At 58.1% G+C, this 15,235-nt stretch carries 18 protein-coding genes; 14 read left to right on the plus strand and 4 right to left on the minus strand.

Annotated features, from left to right (window positions below):
- Positions 1 to 19 precede the first annotated feature (19 nt).
- The gene (locus tag A7317_RS27530; RefSeq protein ID WP_069077203.1) at positions 20 to 826 is read right to left on the minus strand and encodes a 2OG-Fe(II) oxygenase family protein; all 807 of its coding nucleotides are present in this window, start codon (positions 824 to 826) and stop codon (positions 20 to 22) included.
- A gap of 288 nt (positions 827 to 1,114) precedes the next feature.
- Here A7317_RS27530 and A7317_RS27535 point away from each other — a divergent pair, with 288 nt between their 5' ends.
- On the plus strand, positions 1,115 to 1,750 hold the full coding sequence (locus tag A7317_RS27535; RefSeq protein WP_236645997.1) for an NBR1-Ig-like domain-containing protein: 636 nt from the start codon (positions 1,115 to 1,117) through the stop codon (positions 1,748 to 1,750).
- 20 nt (positions 1,751 to 1,770) lie between these two features.
- On the opposite strand, the gene A7317_RS27540 is transcribed toward A7317_RS27535, so the two are convergent.
- Positions 1,771 to 2,058 (minus strand): HigA family addiction module antitoxin, encoded by a 288-nt coding sequence (locus A7317_RS27540; RefSeq protein WP_041161314.1) that lies wholly within the window; start codon positions 2,056 to 2,058, stop codon positions 1,771 to 1,773.
- Between the two features lie 283 nt (positions 2,059 to 2,341).
- On the opposite strand from A7317_RS27540, the gene A7317_RS27545 reads away from it, so the two are divergent.
- The 12 genes from A7317_RS27545 (at position 2,342) to madM (ending at position 11,157) form a co-directional block, all read left to right on the plus strand.
- The gene (locus A7317_RS27545; protein ID WP_069077204.1) at positions 2,342 to 2,725 is read left to right on the plus strand and encodes a polymorphic toxin type 44 domain-containing protein; all 384 of its coding nucleotides are present in this window, start codon (positions 2,342 to 2,344) and stop codon (positions 2,723 to 2,725) included.
- Positions 2,703 to 3,122 (plus strand): hypothetical protein, encoded by a 420-nt coding sequence (locus A7317_RS27550; protein ID WP_069077205.1) that lies wholly within the window; start codon positions 2,703 to 2,705, stop codon positions 3,120 to 3,122. The genes A7317_RS27545 and A7317_RS27550 overlap by 23 nt, the downstream gene beginning before the upstream one ends.
- A gap of 327 nt (positions 3,123 to 3,449) precedes the next feature.
- Positions 3,450 to 3,704 (plus strand): DUF6124 family protein, encoded by a 255-nt coding sequence (locus tag A7317_RS27555; RefSeq protein WP_069077206.1) that lies wholly within the window; start codon positions 3,450 to 3,452, stop codon positions 3,702 to 3,704.
- A 308-nt stretch (positions 3,705 to 4,012) separates the two neighbouring features.
- The gene (gene mdcA / locus A7317_RS27560; RefSeq protein ID WP_024077888.1) at positions 4,013 to 5,683 is read left to right on the plus strand and encodes a malonate decarboxylase subunit alpha; all 1,671 of its coding nucleotides are present in this window, start codon (positions 4,013 to 4,015) and stop codon (positions 5,681 to 5,683) included.
- On the plus strand, positions 5,684 to 6,532 hold the full coding sequence (locus tag A7317_RS27565) for a triphosphoribosyl-dephospho-CoA synthase (RefSeq protein ID WP_024077887.1): 849 nt from the start codon (positions 5,684 to 5,686) through the stop codon (positions 6,530 to 6,532).
- Positions 6,532 to 6,831 (plus strand): malonate decarboxylase subunit delta, encoded by a 300-nt coding sequence (locus A7317_RS27570; protein ID WP_024077886.1) that lies wholly within the window; start codon positions 6,532 to 6,534, stop codon positions 6,829 to 6,831. The genes A7317_RS27565 and A7317_RS27570 overlap by 1 nt, the downstream gene beginning before the upstream one ends.
- Complete coding sequence (locus A7317_RS27575; protein ID WP_069077207.1) at positions 6,824 to 7,666, plus strand: biotin-independent malonate decarboxylase subunit beta; 843 nt, start codon at positions 6,824 to 6,826, stop codon at positions 7,664 to 7,666. Before A7317_RS27570 ends, A7317_RS27575 begins: the two co-directional genes overlap by 8 nt.
- A complete protein-coding gene (mdcE, locus tag A7317_RS27580) occupies positions 7,663 to 8,433 on the plus strand; it encodes a biotin-independent malonate decarboxylase subunit gamma (protein ID WP_069077208.1) in 771 nt (256 codons plus the stop codon). The genes A7317_RS27575 and mdcE overlap by 4 nt, the downstream gene beginning before the upstream one ends.
- Positions 8,427 to 9,023, plus strand: coding sequence for a malonate decarboxylase holo-ACP synthase (locus tag A7317_RS27585; RefSeq protein WP_024077883.1), 597 nt, complete (start codon positions 8,427 to 8,429; stop codon positions 9,021 to 9,023). Before mdcE ends, A7317_RS27585 begins: the two co-directional genes overlap by 7 nt.
- On the plus strand, positions 9,020 to 9,919 hold the full coding sequence (mdcH, locus tag A7317_RS27590) for a malonate decarboxylase subunit epsilon (protein WP_069077209.1): 900 nt from the start codon (positions 9,020 to 9,022) through the stop codon (positions 9,917 to 9,919). The genes A7317_RS27585 and mdcH overlap by 4 nt, the downstream gene beginning before the upstream one ends.
- A gap of 67 nt (positions 9,920 to 9,986) precedes the next feature.
- On the plus strand, positions 9,987 to 10,391 hold the full coding sequence (gene madL / locus A7317_RS27595) for a malonate transporter subunit MadL (protein WP_015886323.1): 405 nt from the start codon (positions 9,987 to 9,989) through the stop codon (positions 10,389 to 10,391).
- A gap of 1 nt (position 10,392) precedes the next feature.
- Positions 10,393 to 11,157 carry a malonate transporter subunit MadM gene (gene madM / locus A7317_RS27600; RefSeq protein ID WP_024077880.1) on the plus strand — a complete coding sequence of 255 codons (765 nt, stop codon included), beginning with the start codon at positions 10,393 to 10,395 and terminating at the stop codon, positions 11,155 to 11,157.
- Positions 11,158 to 11,509: 352 nt separating this feature from the next.
- On the opposite strand, the gene A7317_RS27605 is transcribed toward madM, so the two are convergent.
- A complete protein-coding gene (locus A7317_RS27605; RefSeq protein ID WP_069077210.1) occupies positions 11,510 to 12,424 on the minus strand; it encodes a LysR substrate-binding domain-containing protein in 915 nt (304 codons plus the stop codon).
- Between the two features lie 144 nt (positions 12,425 to 12,568).
- Between A7317_RS27605 and trhA the strand changes: the two genes are divergently transcribed.
- Positions 12,569 to 13,186 carry a PAQR family membrane homeostasis protein TrhA gene (gene trhA, locus A7317_RS27610; protein WP_024077878.1) on the plus strand — a complete coding sequence of 206 codons (618 nt, stop codon included), beginning with the start codon at positions 12,569 to 12,571 and terminating at the stop codon, positions 13,184 to 13,186.
- Between the two features lie 315 nt (positions 13,187 to 13,501).
- On the opposite strand, the gene A7317_RS30795 is transcribed toward trhA, so the two are convergent.
- Entirely contained in the window at positions 13,502 to 14,758 is a 1,257-nt protein-coding gene (locus A7317_RS30795) for a hypothetical protein (RefSeq protein WP_155766422.1), read from the minus strand.
- Positions 14,759 to 15,235 lie beyond the last annotated feature (477 nt).

Consider the following 15,235-nt stretch of genomic DNA (forward strand, 5'->3'; position numbering starts at 1 on the left):
GTGCTCGGCCGCCTGAGTATCAGGTCAATTGAAGGGGGTGATTACCGAAACCGGTATGGCGGGCATTGGCGGCGGCTTTCAAGTCGATCGGCTGGTGGCGGAAAAAACCTGTCAGCTCCTGCCCCGCATCAGGGTTGACGAAGTAAATAAGAGAGCTGCGTGGCACTGGTCTTCTAGGAGCCAGAACGGCGTGGTATGCAGCGGGAATCGCGTAGTCTGAGAGCTCAGTCAGTAGCGATCCAGCCAAGATTGCAATCTCATTCTCCAAGAGTCGTACCGGCTCCAGCGAGCTGCCTCGAACCAGAACGAGGCCATCACGAGTAGGTTTGATAAACGACAACAAATGACCATCCTCGTGAGGATCCTGAGCAAACTGGCGCTTATCAGGCCCGTAATTAGCTCCATAGACACACAGTTGCAGATAGGACGCCGCACGCAAAGAGGTCAACGAAGTGGCCCCAAACTCCGCGCAAACCCCGTTCATCAGTTCCTGTGCACGCTCGCTGATCTGTCTCTCAAAAGCATCAACGGCAACAAAAAACTCACTTCGCGTGAACTCAAAGGATTTTCGTTTTGATGAATGCGCAGGCCAGTAGCAAAAGCGCTCACACAGATCAGGCTGAGCCTCAATGCTCGAGTACTCTTCGCCAAAGGGGAAAAATCCATCGGTGTCTTTCGCGAAGGAAAACGAGGCCTTGGTGGCTGGTGATATTGCGGAGTATCCATCAACGATTTTTTTGTAATCCAGCAGCATCGCTTCTGATATTTGCAGGGTGCCAAAGCCTGTTCGAGAAATGGATTCACAGCACGCTTTGATGTGGGTCATGGCTATATCCAAAGGTAGATGTAAAGGAATGCAACAAACACTAGGTTCGCAAGCATGCGAGAAACTACGACACTGGATATGACCGGCTAAAAGGGTGCCATCCATGTCCTTCACAACATCGCCAGCAGGTGGCGAGTGTGCATGGTTCAAGACACGTGGCGGCGGACAGGTTGTCTTTTTTGGCGGACAAAGAAATGACGTTCACCTAAAAACGGGAACCGCAAACTTCGTATGAATATAAGAACGCGAGATACCCTCAGGTCACTGGTTGCACGGCGCAGCCGCGAGTTGGGCAAGCCCCTGACTGCGCTGGCCAAGGAAGCAGGAATTTCCAGAACCTACCTGTACGGTCTAGCGGCTGGAGCGTCCAGGGACCCGTCGGTACGCACGCTGATCAAGCTGGCGAAGGCATTGCAGGTTTCTCCCTTGCTGCTGTTTCGCTACTTCGCTGACCTGACAGGCGCGCCCGCTAATGCGTGCTCAATGGCTAACACCAATCGGGCTGCAGGTATTGATGATCCGGAGGACGTTGCGGTGTTCAATGCCGATGTCACGACGCCTGATCAAACCGTCGTGTTGCCAGGGGAAGTTTTTCAGAAAACCTGGGAGATTCAGAACCTGGGCACACGACCCTGGCGCGGGCGACGACTGGTGCGTGTTGATGGGGAATATGTGATTGCCCGCCGCGCAGATCCACAAGGCCAGTTGGAGGTAGTGATGGATATTCATTTGCGTAGCCTGCACAGCGAGCTCCCTATTGCCGATACGCTGCCGGGCCAGCCGGTGCATATCAGTGTGGAGTTTGCAGCACCCAAGGAGACCTGTACGGTGGCTTCAGTCTGGAGAATCGAGGATGAGCAGGGGAAACCTTGTTACGGGCCTGCGTTCATTTTGCATGTGGTGGTTAACGTCATGGCGCGTTGAGCGTCCGGTCGGATTTTTCCTTAGTCAATCCGCGCAAACCGCTCAATCATTGGCTGCTCCCGATGCTCGGCCTGCCACAAGTCGTAGGCGCTTTGCATCGATAGCCATAGCTGCGCAGTACTTACGCCGGCTCTCTCCAACCGGACGGCAAGGTCCGGGCTGACGGGGGCGTGGCCATGCAAGATCCTTGAGAAAGTTTCGCGGGCGAAGCCGAGGCGTCGTGCCATTTCGGTGATAGTAATACCGAGGGCCGGGACTACATCTTCAAGCAGAATTTCGCCCGGGTGAGGTGGGTTGTGCATGGCTATATTGGGCTTAGTGTTCGGACTCATCATGTTTGCCCGTGGTGGGATTTGGACGAAAAAGGCTATAAGAGGCGAGTTCCGAGCAACAACCTGAAAAGCCTGTCGGAGCATTCTGTTCTGCCTGTCGGTAACTTCTAGATCCTACAAACAGTCCTGTCTTGAGCCCCGTATACGTAAGGCTTGGATCGAATGGTTGTCTGAAATTTCTGTAAGTACGGACTCAGCACTTTTGCTGATTGTTGAGTGCTAGCTTTTGACGCTCAACCCCATCAGCAAGGATTCGCAAATGGCCGTCCCTCCCATGCCCCCAGGCGTTTCGCTGCAAGACAATATCGCCCAGGCCAACAACCGCAGGATGCATTTGAAGCCCGGTTCGGCGTTCACCTATTCATGGTTTTATTCACAGGTCAGAGGACGTGGCCCTTGGGATTACAAACAGAAAAGTCGTGAGTACGAGGCGTTCGGTAACTTCAACTATGGCGTTACCGGTACGGTGTTGGGGATTCCGGAAAGCGTGTTATTGAGAGCGGCCGGTGCTGCGCAAAAGGCGGCGGGGACATCTCGAACGGAGTTTGGAGACTGGTGGGGGGATGCGCCTTATGGCGATGACCATAGCGACCAGCACTGGATCAAGGAGGGCATCGAATATGCCAGAGCTCAAGGGTATTAAGTGGTCGGTCCAGGTCTTGCTCAACGGGCTGCTGGTGGTGTGTCTCGGGTACTTGGGCGTTGGTTGGTTGATGAGTCCCGGTACACCAGAGTTGGATGAGGTAGTACTCAAGCATTCCTTGAGTAACGGCAACTCTATTTATGGGGTGCGGAATAGCCAGGGCGGCGCGACAGTGGGCTTTTCCTACAGGTACTACGTCCATAAGGATCTGGGTAATGATCACGAAATACTCACGACATTGGTGTCTACACATCCATTTCTAAAAACCAAGGAGCCTGATGTCCAAGTGAACCAGGTGGATGGAGTCATCCACCTCATTGTTCGTGGGGAGGTTTATGAGTATCGCAGCTACCCGCTTGACGCTTTGGGGGCTGTGAGCATCGACATGAGGCTGTAGGCCTGCTGGCTTCGGATTTTTCCTGCAAGATTTTGGGCCGTGCATGAACTTGTCGCGTGCAGCCCGCGCGCCAGTCTTCGTCCCGTCATCGCAAAAAACGGTGACACGGACGTGCAAGTCCGACGAAACTGTTTAGGCGTACAAACGCCCTGCCAACCAACGGGCGTTTTTTGTGCTCGCTGCTTTATGGCGGCTGCGCGCAGGAGGTCTTCGGACCTGCTGGGTGTCCTAAACAGGCCCGGTCTTGCACACCTGCGCACGGTCGCCACTCTCATTCGCGTGCAAGCGAACAGTGGCGCTCCTTACTGACTGTTTAGGAGTTTCATCATGATCAAACCTACCCCTAATCCGCCTCTCTTCACCGTAAACCCCCACCAAAACACCGAAACCCTGCTGGTCAACGCCAGCGAAACCCTGTCCTCCCTCAACGCACTCACCTGCAACCTGGCCTTCGACCTGGACACTTCCCAGCGCGCCATCATGCTCGGGATCCAGCAAATGGCCGAGTTTGGGCAGTTGTTGGTGGATCGGGCGCTGGAGCAGGTCAGCCCTTCGCTGGAAAAGGTCCCAAACAGGGACTGATCATTCCCTTTTTGGGACCGCTATCTAACAGACACCAATGAGCAAATGTGGGAGGGGCGGTGCGACGATTCGACTTGCCCCCGATGGCTTATTTGACAGTTGGTACATCACTTAGCTGACCCACCCTCATCGGGGGCAAGTCGAATCGTCGTACCGCCCCTCCCACATTTTTGATCTTCACTGGGCTCGGGTCTGCGTTTGCAGATGCTCCATTACTCCAACCGTAACGATCTGCCACTGAGCTTGATTGATACCCCCCTGAATCACTCCTAAGGTACAGCCCACGACAGCAAACCCGTGGAGCGACCATGACAACAATAATCAACCCCGACTCGCGCTGGACGCGGCGGCGCGACGAGAAGCAGCGGCGGCTCGAGCGGGTCAAGCACTACGCAGACGGGGCCGTGTTGCCCAGCGATAAAATCGTCGAAGCCCTCGAAGCCCTGATCCTCCCCGGCGACCGCGTGGTGCTGGAAGGCAACAACCAAAAGCAGGCCGACTTCCTCTCGCGCTCGCTGGCCAAGGCCGACCCGGCCAAGCTCCACGATTTGCACATGATCATGCCCAGCGTCGGGCGTTCCGAGCACCTGGACCTGTTTGAAAAGGGCATCGCACGCAAGCTGGACTTTTCCTTCGCCGGCACCCAATCCCTGCGCATCAGCCAACTGCTCGAAGATGGCCTGCTGGAAATCGGCGCGATCCACACCTACATCGAACTCTATGCCCGGCTGGTGGTGGACCTGATCCCCAACGTGGTGCTCTCGGCGGGTTTCATGGCCGACCGCGCCGGCAATATCTACACTGGCGCCAGCACCGAAGACACCCCCGCGCTGATCGAACCCGCTGCGTTCAGCGATGGCATCGTGATCGTGCAGGTCAACCAGTTGGTGGATGACGTCACCGATTTGCCCCGTGTCGACATCCCCGCCAGTTGGGTGGACTTTGTGGTGGTGGCCGACAAGCCGTTCTACATCGAGCCGCTGTTCACCCGCGATCCGCGCCATATCAAGCCGGTGCATGTGCTGATGGCGATGATGGCGATCCGTGGCATCTACGAAAAACACAATGTGCAGTCGCTCAACCACGGCATTGGCTTCAACACCGCCGCCATTGAATTGATCTTGCCCACCTACGGCGAATCCCTCGGCCTGAAGGGCAAGATCTGCCGCAACTGGACCCTTAACCCACACCCCACGCTGATTCCGGCCATCGAAAGCGGTTGGGTGCAAAGCGTGCATTGTTTCGGCACCGAGCTGGGCATGGAGAACTACATTGCCGCCCGCCCGGATGTGTTTTTCACCGGTCGTGACGGCTCGATGCGTTCCAACCGTATGTTCTGCCAACTGGCTGGCCAATACGCGGTGGACCTGTTTATCGGTGCCACCCTGCAAGTTGATGGCGATGGCCACTCTTCAACGGTGACCCGTGGCCGCCTCGCCGGTTTCGGTGGTGCGCCGAACATGGGGCACGACCCGCGCGGTCGCCGCCATGGCACGCCGGCGTGGTTGGATATGCGTCACGATGATGCGCCCGAAGCCCTGCTGGAACGCGGCAAAAAGCTCGTGGTGCAGATGGTTGAAACCTTCCAGGAAGGCGGCAAACCCACCTTCGTCAACACGCTCGACGCCGTGGAAGTGGCGCGTAAAAGCGGCATGCCCCTGGCGCCGATCATGATCTATGGCGACGACGTGACTCACTTGCTCACCGAAGAAGGCATTGCCTACCTGTACAAGGCGCGCTCCCTCGAAGAGCGCCAGGCGATGATCGCCGCCGTCGCCGGGGTGACCGCCATCGGCATGCGCCACAACCCCAAGGACACCGCGCGCATGCGCCGCGAGGGGCTGATCGCCTTGCCCGAGGACTTGGGGATTCGCCGCACTGACGCCACCCGTGAGCTGTTGGCCGCCAAGAGCGTCGCCGACCTGGTGGAGTGGTCCGGTGGCTTGTACAACCCGCCCGCCAAATTCAGGAGCTGGTAAATGCGCGCCCTCAAACTGCATGAACTGAGCCTCGCCGAACGCCTGGCGGATATGGCCGTGGATGCGCTGATCGATGAAGCCGACCTGTCGCCCAAACCTGCCCTGGTTGACCGTCGTGGTAACGGCGCCCATAGCGATTTGCACCTGGGGCTGATGCACGCCTCGGCGCTGTCGCTGTGGCCGATGTTCAAGGAGATGGCTGATGCCGCGCTCGACATCGGTGAAGTCGGCTTACCCCTGCGCGAAGCCCTCGGCCGATTGGGCCGCGAAGGTGAGCAGGCGATGCTCGCCACCACCAACGGCGTGAACACCCACCGCGGTGCGATCTGGGCCCTCGGCCTGCTGACCGCCGCAGCGGCACTGGAACCGCAGTCCGCCCATGCCAGCGCCGTGACCTTGAAAGCCGCCAAACTGGCCCTGCTCAATGACCGCTACGCGCCCCAGCCAATGAGCCATGGCGCACACGTCGCCCAGCGCTACGGCGCACGCGGCGCCCGTGAAGAAGCGCAACTGGGCTTCCCCTCGGTGCTGCAACGCGGCCTGCCGCAACTGCACAAAAGCCGCCGGCAAAATGCCGGTGAACAGAACGCACGCCTGGATGCCTTGCTCGCGATCATGACCGAGCTGGCCGACACCTGCGTGCTCTACCGTGCCGGCCTGGAAGGCCAACACGCCATGCAACGCGGGGCCCAAGCCGTGCTGGAGGCGGGCGGCAGCGCAACCCTCGCCGGCCGCCGCCAACTGCATGAACTCGACCAACAATTGCTGGCCCTGAATGCCTCCCCCGGCGGTGCCGCCGACCTGTTGGCCGCCTGCCTGTTTATCGACCGCCTCGATGGAGCGTTGTGATGGAAACCTTATCCTTTGAATTCCCCGCCGGGCAGCCACCCAAAGGCCGTGCGCTGGTGGGGTGTGTCGGCTCGGGCGACCTGGAAGTGCTGCTGGAACCGGGCACGGCTGGCACCCTGACCATTCAGGTGCAAACCTCGGTGAATGGCGCCGAACAACGCTGGCAACACCTGTTCGAGCGGATCTTCCAGGAACAAACCCCGCCGGCCCTGAAGATTGATATCCACGATTTCGGCGCGACTCCCGGCGTGGTGCGTTTGCGCCTGGAACAGGGTTTCGAGGAGATCGGCCATGACTGACTTGCTCAGCAAACACAGTTTCGTTGAACTGGGGGCGCGGCAGCGGGCCAAGGCTCTGCTGGACAGCGGCACTTACCGAGAATTGATCGACCCATTCCAGCGCGTCATGTCGCCCTGGCTCAGTCGCCAGGGTGTGGTGCCCCAGGCCGATGACGGCGTGGTGATTGCCAAGGGCAGCATTGAAGGCGTGCCTGTGGTGATTGCCGCGATCGAAGGCAATTTCCAGGGGGGCAGCCTGGGGGAAGTGGGCGGCGCAAAAATCGCTGGCGCCCTCGAATTGGCCGCCGAAGACAACCGCAACGGGGTTCCGACCCGCGCCGTGCTGCTGCTGGAAACCGGTGGCGTGCGCTTGCAGGAGGCCAACCTGGGCTTGGCAGCGATTGCCGACATTCATGCGGCCATTGTCGATCTGCGCCAGTACCAACCAGTGATCGGTGTGGTGGCGGGCAGTGTCGGTTGCTTCGGTGGCATGTCCATCGCGGCCGGGTTGTGCAGTTACCTGGTCGTCACCCGCGAAGCCCGTCTTGGCCTGAATGGCCCGCAAGTGATCGAGCAGGAAGCCGGTCTTGATGAGTACGACTCCCGCGACCGGCCTTTCATCTGGAGCCTCACCGGTGGCGAGCAACGCTTCAACAGCGGGTTGGTCGACCGTTATGTGGCAGATGATGTGGCGCAACTTCAAGAGACGGTCAGCGCGCTGTTGCAACAAGGTTTGCCTGCGCAGCAGCGCAGCCGCCAGGCCGATTATTACCTCGCGCGCCTGGCCGAATTGGACGCTGCACCGCAAATCGACCCGGCGACGGTTCGCGCTCTGTATCAGGGAGAACGCTCATGAGAGGCTTGCAGTGGTTTAACGCATTGAGCGCCGGTGCCACGCCTGTGGCCGATTTGCCCGGCTCGTTGAAAGTTGCCGACGGCGTATTGGGGGAACATGCGGTGCGCTTTATCGCCGTGGTCCCCGACGCGCAAAACCGTTTCCCCCGTGCACGCAACGGCGAAGTCGGTCTGCTGGAAGGCTGGGGGTTGGCCAAGGCCGTGGATGAAGCCATCGCCCGTGGCGACAAGCGTCCCATCATCGCCATCGTCGATGTCCCGAGCCAAGCCTATGGCCGTCGCGAAGAAGCCCTCGGCATCCACCAGGCCCTGGCCGCCGCCGCCGACAGTTACGCCCGTGCCCGCCTGGCCGGGCACCCGGTGATTGCGCTGCTGGTGGGCAAGGCCATGTCCGGTGCCTTCCTCGCCCACGGTTACCAGGCCAACCGCCTGATTGCCCTGCGCGACCCCGGCGTGATGGTGCATGCCATGGGTAAGGCATCGGCGGCGCGGGTGACCCTGCGCAGTGTCGAAGAGCTTGAAGCCCTGGCTGCCAGCGTGCCGCCCATGGCCTATGACATCGACAGTTTTGCCAGCCTCGGCCTGCTGTGGGAAACCTTGTCGGTCAGCCAGATTGAACAGCCGACGCAGGACGATGTGACGCGAGTCAGCGATTGCCTGGTCAGTGCGATCCAGGATATCGATAGCCGTGATTTGAGTGGGCGCCTCGGTGCTACTAATCGCGCGGCCTCCAGCCATGTACGCCAGTTGCTGCGGGAACAATGGTGAACGCTCACGATTTGCTCTGGGGCATGACCCCTGCGCATCTGCCCAGCGACGCGCCGGGCTGGGCGCTGGAGGCCATCGGCGCCGGTCACCCGGTGGTGGTGCGTCGCGCCATGGCCGAGCCGGGCCAGGTGGCGGTCGGTGTGCGCGGGCGTCTGCGTGAGCAGCGTTTTGCGACGGCAATGCCCCTGGCCGCCGTGCAGCGCAGTGTGGCGCCGGAAGCCCTGCGCGACGCGATCTCGCCCCGGGATTTGCCGGCGTTGCGCGCACTCGATCAACTGCGGCCGGTGTTGGCGCAGCAGACCTGGGGCGTCACGGGCAGCGCGGGTTTCGAATTGGCCACGGGCATTGAGGCACTGCATGCAATGAGCGATCTGGATTTGCTCCTGCGTACGCCCGCGCCGCTTGACCGGCGGGATGCGCAAGACCTGCTGGCGATCCTGGACACCGCGGCCTGCGCCGTGGACCTGCAACTGCAAACCCCGTTCGGCGCCGTCGCCTTGCGCGAATGGGCCGGCGGCTCGCGGCGGGTGCTGTTGAAAACCGCGCGTGGCGCACACCTTGTGCTCGATCCCTGGCAGGCCGTGGCATGAGCAGCCTGCTCGTGTTTCCGGGGCAGGGCGCGCAGCGTCCGGGCATGCTCACGCGGTTGCCCGTCTCGGTACTGGACGAAGCCAGCGATGCCCTCGGTGAAGACGTGCGCCAGCTCGATTCGGCGCAAGCCTTGGCCAGTACCCGCGCGGTGCAGCTGTGTCTGTTGATCGCGGGTGTGGCCCATGCGCGCTTGCTGGAGCGCACACCGGATTACGTGGCGGGCTTGTCCATCGGGGCGTATCCGGCGGCGGTCATTGCCGGTGCCCTGGACTTTGCGGACGCTGTCAGGCTGGTCAGCCTGCGGGGTGAACTGATGCAGCACGCTTATCCACAAGGCTACGGCATGACCGCGCTGGTCGGCCCTGAGTTATCCACTGTCGAAGCCCTGCTGGCCGATATCCACAGCCCGCAGACCCCGGTATACCTGGCCAATATCAACGCCGATAACCAGACCGTCATTGCCGGTAGCGACGAGGCGATGAAGCTGGTCGCGGCACGCATCAAAGGCAACGGCATCGCCAAGCGCCTGGCCGTGAGCGTGCCGTCCCATTGCGCGCTGCTGGAACAACCTGCCCGGGCACTGGCCCAGGCGTTTGTCACGCTTAAAGCGCCGCGCATCACTTACCTGAGCAGTACCCGGGCGCGTCCCATTCACAACCCCGAGCATTTGCGCGACGACCTGGCCTTCAACATGTGCCGCGTCGTCGACTGGCGCGGCACCGTGCAAAGCGCCTATGAGCGCGGCGTGCGCCTGCAAATCGAACTGCCCCCAGGCAGCGTACTCACCGGCCTGTCACGCCGAGTATTTGAACAAGGCACGGTGATCGCCTGCGAAGGCGCACGCCTGGACACCTTGCAGGCCCTGTTGGAAGAGGAGGAGCGCCGCCACCGATAAAGCACCACCCAAGGCTTTCGAAGCACAACAACAACAATTTCGATCGAGCACTTTGAGGACAACAACAATGATTATTTACGGTGTGGCATTGCTGGCGATCTGCACGCTGGCGGGCGTGATCATGGGCGACATGCTCGGCGTACTGCTCGGCGTGAAATCCAATGTGGGCGGGGTAGGGATCGCGATGATCCTGTTGATCTGCGCACGCCTGTGGATGCAAAAGCGTGGCGGCATGACCAAGGACTGCGAAATGGGCGTCGGCTTCTGGGGCGCGATGTACATCCCCGTGGTGGTTGCGATGGCGGCGCAGCAAAACGTGGTCACCGCCCTGCACGGTGGCCCGGTCGCGGTGCTTGCGGCCATTGGTTCGGTGGTGGTGTGTGGGTGCACCATCGCCCTGATCAGCCGCACTCATAAGGGTGAACCGTTACCCGATGAAGAGCCGCTGATCGCGCCAGTGGGAGGTCGCTGATATGTGGGATCTCATTGAAAAAGGTTTGGAACATAACGGCCTGATCACCGCGTTCGCCTTCGTCGGCGTGGTCATGTGGATTTCCGTGGTGCTGTCCAAGCGCCTGACGTTCGGGCGCATCCATGGCTCGGCGATTGCGATCGTGATCGGCCTGGTGCTGGCCTGGGTCGGCGGCACCATGACTGGCGGGCAAAAAGGCCTGGCGGATCTGTCGCTGTTCTCCGGCATCGGCCTGATGGGCGGGGCGATGCTGCGCGACTTCGCGATTGTCGCCACGGCGTTTGAAGTGCAAGCCACCGAAGCGCGCAAAGCCGGGATGATCGGCGTGATTGCGCTGCTGCTCGGCACGATCCTGCCGTTTATTGTTGGTGCGAGCATGGCCTGGGCCTTTGGTTATCGGGATGCGATCAGCATGACCACCATCGGCGCGGGCGCCGTGACCTACATCGTTGGCCCGGTGACCGGTGCGGCGATTGGTGCGACCTCGGATGTGATGGCGCTGTCGATCGCCACCGGCCTGATCAAGGCGATCCTGGTGATGGTCGGCACGCCGGTAGCGGCGCGTTGGATGGGGTTGGATAACCCGCGTTCGGCGATGGTGTTTGGTGGCTTGGCCGGGACCGTGAGTGGCGTGACGGCGGGGCTGGCGGCGACGGATCGTCGGTTGGTGCCGTATGGTGCGCTGACGGCGACGTTCCACACCGGGCTTGGGTGTTTGCTTGGGCCTTCGTTGCTGTACTTCATTGTTCGCGGGTTGGTTGGCTAGCTTTGGAAGTTGTGTTGTCTGGTTTGGCCTCATCGGGGCATAGGTATCTACACAACGTTGGCTCAACGCTGAATGCCCGGAAAATAGGGCTGTTGTGGCGAGCGGGCTTGTCCCGCGTTGGGCTGCGTAGCAGCCCTAGTCAAGAAGAACGCGGTGTATCAGACACTCTGCAGAGGCTGGTTTTGGGGCTGCTACGCAGCCCAACGCGGGACAAGCCCGCTCGCCACAGGGAGATTTGTCAGGGGCTGAAAAGTTGTGTAGATACCCATGCTCATCGGGGGCAAGCCCCCTCCCACATTTTGAATTGCGAACACATTCAAGTGTGGGAGGGGGCTTGCCCCCGATGGCTATCTCAAGCCTGCCGATTGGCATACATCCGACACTCCGCCAACAACGCCAGCAAGTTCGGGTCGCGCTCCTTGGCCTTCAGGAACACCACGCCGATATGCTGCTGCAGCCGGTACCGCGTCTGCAGCGGTATCAGCTTCACGCGGTTCTCGTAGACTGCCGCAATCCGCCCCGGCAGCAACGCATAGCCCACCCCTGAACTGACCATGCTCAGCAAGGTGAAGATGTCGTTGACCTGCATCGCCACCTTGGGCTCGAACCCCGCCTGCTTGAACACACGGTTGCCATCCTGGTGGGTGGCGAAGCCTTGGGTGAGGGTGATGAAAGTGGCGTCGCGCACGTCGGCCAGGTCGATTTCCTGGTCGCGATCGAAGGGCGAGTCAGCCGGGGTGGCGAGGAAGATGTCGTCGGAGAACAGCGCGATCTGCTCGCAGTCGGGGTCGTTGGCGTGTTCGTCGAGGGAGATGAGGATCGCGTCCACTTCCATGTTCTTGAGCTTGTAGAGCAGGTCGAAGTTGGAGCCCAGGATCAAGTCGATATTGAGTTCGCTGCGCCTGATTTTCAGGCCCATGATCAGTTGCGGCACGGTCTTGACCGTCAACGAATACAGCGAGCCGAGCTTGAAGCGCTCGGCGGAGAAACCGGCGGCTTCGCGGGTCAGGCGCACGCTGTCGACCACATCGGCGACCAGTTTCTGCGCACGTTCTTCCAGCACGTAGGCGCTTTCCAACGGTGTGAGGTTGCGGCCTTCGTGCTTGAACAGCGGGCAACGCAGGGCATTTTCCAAAGAGTGGATGGCGCGGTGCACGCTGACGTTGCTGGTTTGCAGTTCGGCGGCGGCGCGGGCCAGGTTGCCGGTGCGCATGAACGCCAGGAAGACTTCCAGCTTCTTGAGGGTGAATTCTTCGTCGATCAGCATGGCCATGACTCTTGTTCGAATGCGCTCGATTGTGCCCGCAAAACCGCCCGGCGTCGCCGGAACGTCACAAGGCCCTTGCACTCTTATGTGCAAGGCGGGAGGCTTGCCAGCCTGCGGTTAACGGTTACAGGAGGTCAGTGTCAGATGTACCACGGGGAACGATTCAACGCCTGGAGCCATTTGCTCGGTGCCGTCGCGGCGTGTATTGGCGCTGTGTGGATGTTGGTGGTGGCGAGCCTGGACGGCAGCCCCTGGAAGATTGTCAGCGTCGCGATCTATGGCTTTACGCTGATGGTGCTGTACAGCGCATCCACCGTGTACCACAGCGTGCAGGGGCGGCGAAAAGCGATCATGCAGAAGGTCGATCACTTTTCGATCTACCTGTTGATCGCCGGCAGCTACACGCCGTTTTGCCTGGTGACCTTAAGAGGGCCGTGGGGCTGGACGCTGTTCGGCATCGTGTGGGGGCTGGCGGTGATCGGCATTTTGCAGGAAATCAAGCCACGTTCCGAGGCCCGCATCCTGTCGATCGTGATCTATGCGGTGATGGGCTGGATCGTGCTGGTGGCGGTCAAGCCGCTGCTCGCCGCGCTGGGCACGGCGGGGTTTATCTGGCTGGCGTCGGGCGGGGTGCTGTACACCGTCGGCATTATCTTTTTTGCCCTGGAGGAACGCCTGCGGCATTCCCATGGGATCTGGCATCTGTTTGTGATCGGCGGCAGCCTGCTGCACTTTGTGGCGATCATGCGGTACGTGCTCTAACAGCCAATGAGGTAAAAAATGTGGGAGAGGGCAAGCCCCTCCCACATTGGATCTCCATTGGATTTGGAGTTTTGTATTTACAGCTGTAATGGGGCAACTCATTTCGCTGGGCAAATAACGGGGCTGTGCCATCAACACTAAGGGGGGATAGGGCTGCCTGCTGAAATGCTGTCAGTAAGGTCGATTTTATTGATACGATTCTGGCGTGTATCGATAAAATTTCCATGTTTATTCAAGAGCGAACAGTCCTGAGACGTTGTGTTGTTCTGGGTTCGGAACTGTTGCTTATGTTTGGCGTTGGTTTGCAACGGTAGTCTACTTTTCTTTCGGCTTTTTGTAAGTAGTGGAAAAGCAGTAAGCCCCCATGAGTATTGTTAAGCCGTAGCTTAGCCCATTCATTGTTTTTTCTGGAGAAAAGAGAAGGCTGCTTGCTGTGACGGTGAATATAACTGAAACTGTCGTTATGAGTTCTGTGATTAAAAAGAAAGAGAATATTTCCTCTCTGCATGCATGATCTAGAATTTCATTTGATGTTACTCGGGTCAATATGATTCCGATCCCAGTCCCAAGAAAACAAAAGGCGGAAAGTATATAAAAATATAAACTATCCGTGCTTTCAGTGGCCATTGCCAGAGATATGGCAATAGTCATTAAAAAACAAAAAGATGAAAGTGCTGAGCTGGATTTTTTAAAAGTTAGCTTGGATAGCCCGGCTGCTCCGATAGCCGTAGACGCCAAAAAAACTAAAAAGGCTGTTAGTGAGCTTCCTAGCCAATATAAGCTTTCAGGTATGCCTGTAGAGGAATTGTGGCGATATAATAAGCCGATTGCGTACATGAGGATCAACATTTCAAAAGTGTTGCCTGCTATATATCCAAAAAACTGGCTGGGGTATTTAGATATTATTGTAAAGTGCTGCATGTAGTTAAGGTGGATTCGATGTTCTGAACTGTTTCTTTTAGTGAGGATTGGCCTGAGGTCATGGTGAGAGAAGTAAATCTGAGTAGAGCGGCATAGTAATATTGGCAACATCGTCACTAACATAGCATACAAGTAATATCCGCCACTCATCATGAGTGAGGCTATCAGTAATAAAGTTAATGGAGTGCCTATGCGTATGTGCAGGTGTTTTTTAAAGGCACCCACATAATCTGCGCTATGTCCAGTGAGGTGCAGATGGAGGTCGTTGTAGGCTGGCCTGAAAGATGACCTCAGGCAGCCAGTGCCTAGTGAGTCTAAGGTGAATGAAATGAGTATAAAGCACCAACTAATATACCAGTAGTCGAGTAATACAAAATAGAATCCAGCGGTTAAAAAAACAGCGCTTGCTAGCTTGAATGTGAATCCGTAAATTGTTGTGCTGGCCGTACCAAATCGGTTTACGAACGAATGTCCAGTGTAAAATTCAATAACCAAGGAAATTAACAGTTGTGTGATAAGTGAAAATTCTAAGGAAAAACTTCCGAGTTTAGGGTTGGTTGCTATCAGAGCCAGCTCTAGTATTGTTACACCCATCGCGATGCCACCATATAGTGCGTCTGAGCGGGAGACGATATTGGCGGCGCTTTTCATAGGCTGACTCTGAAAGTTTTGCCGGGTTCAAGAACTAGATTTCTATAAAGGATTGACGGGGCATGAGCTCGACCATAAAACATTAGTGTCGTGTAAATAGAGTCAAGGTCGAAGGGGACTAAAGTGTGAGGGTATCCTAAGGGCAGGACGGAAGTGTATTTGTAGTACTTGTCCCTCCCGTTTCGAAAGTCTTCGTAAAATAGTAGTTCGGAATCGATGGGTGGAAACTGAGTGTTTATCTTCTTGAAAAAAATTTCACACGCGGCGGCGTTTAGGTTTTTGTAGATTTTCGAGGTTTTATCAAAGCGATCAAATACGTCGATTAGAACGTCCTCCCCGTGAATGGATTCTAAGTATCTGATCGTATGTGGCCAGCGTCTACTAATGTGCCTAGAGATGTCTAAATACCTTCTGATGCTTTCAAATGAGAAGTGTTTTTCTTCTGGGGATGTTGGATTTGATAATAAGTTATTAGAT

The organism is Pseudomonas fluorescens (assembly GCF_001708445.1).
GTDB classification, from domain to species: domain Bacteria; phylum Pseudomonadota; class Gammaproteobacteria; order Pseudomonadales; family Pseudomonadaceae; genus Aquipseudomonas; species Aquipseudomonas gorinensis.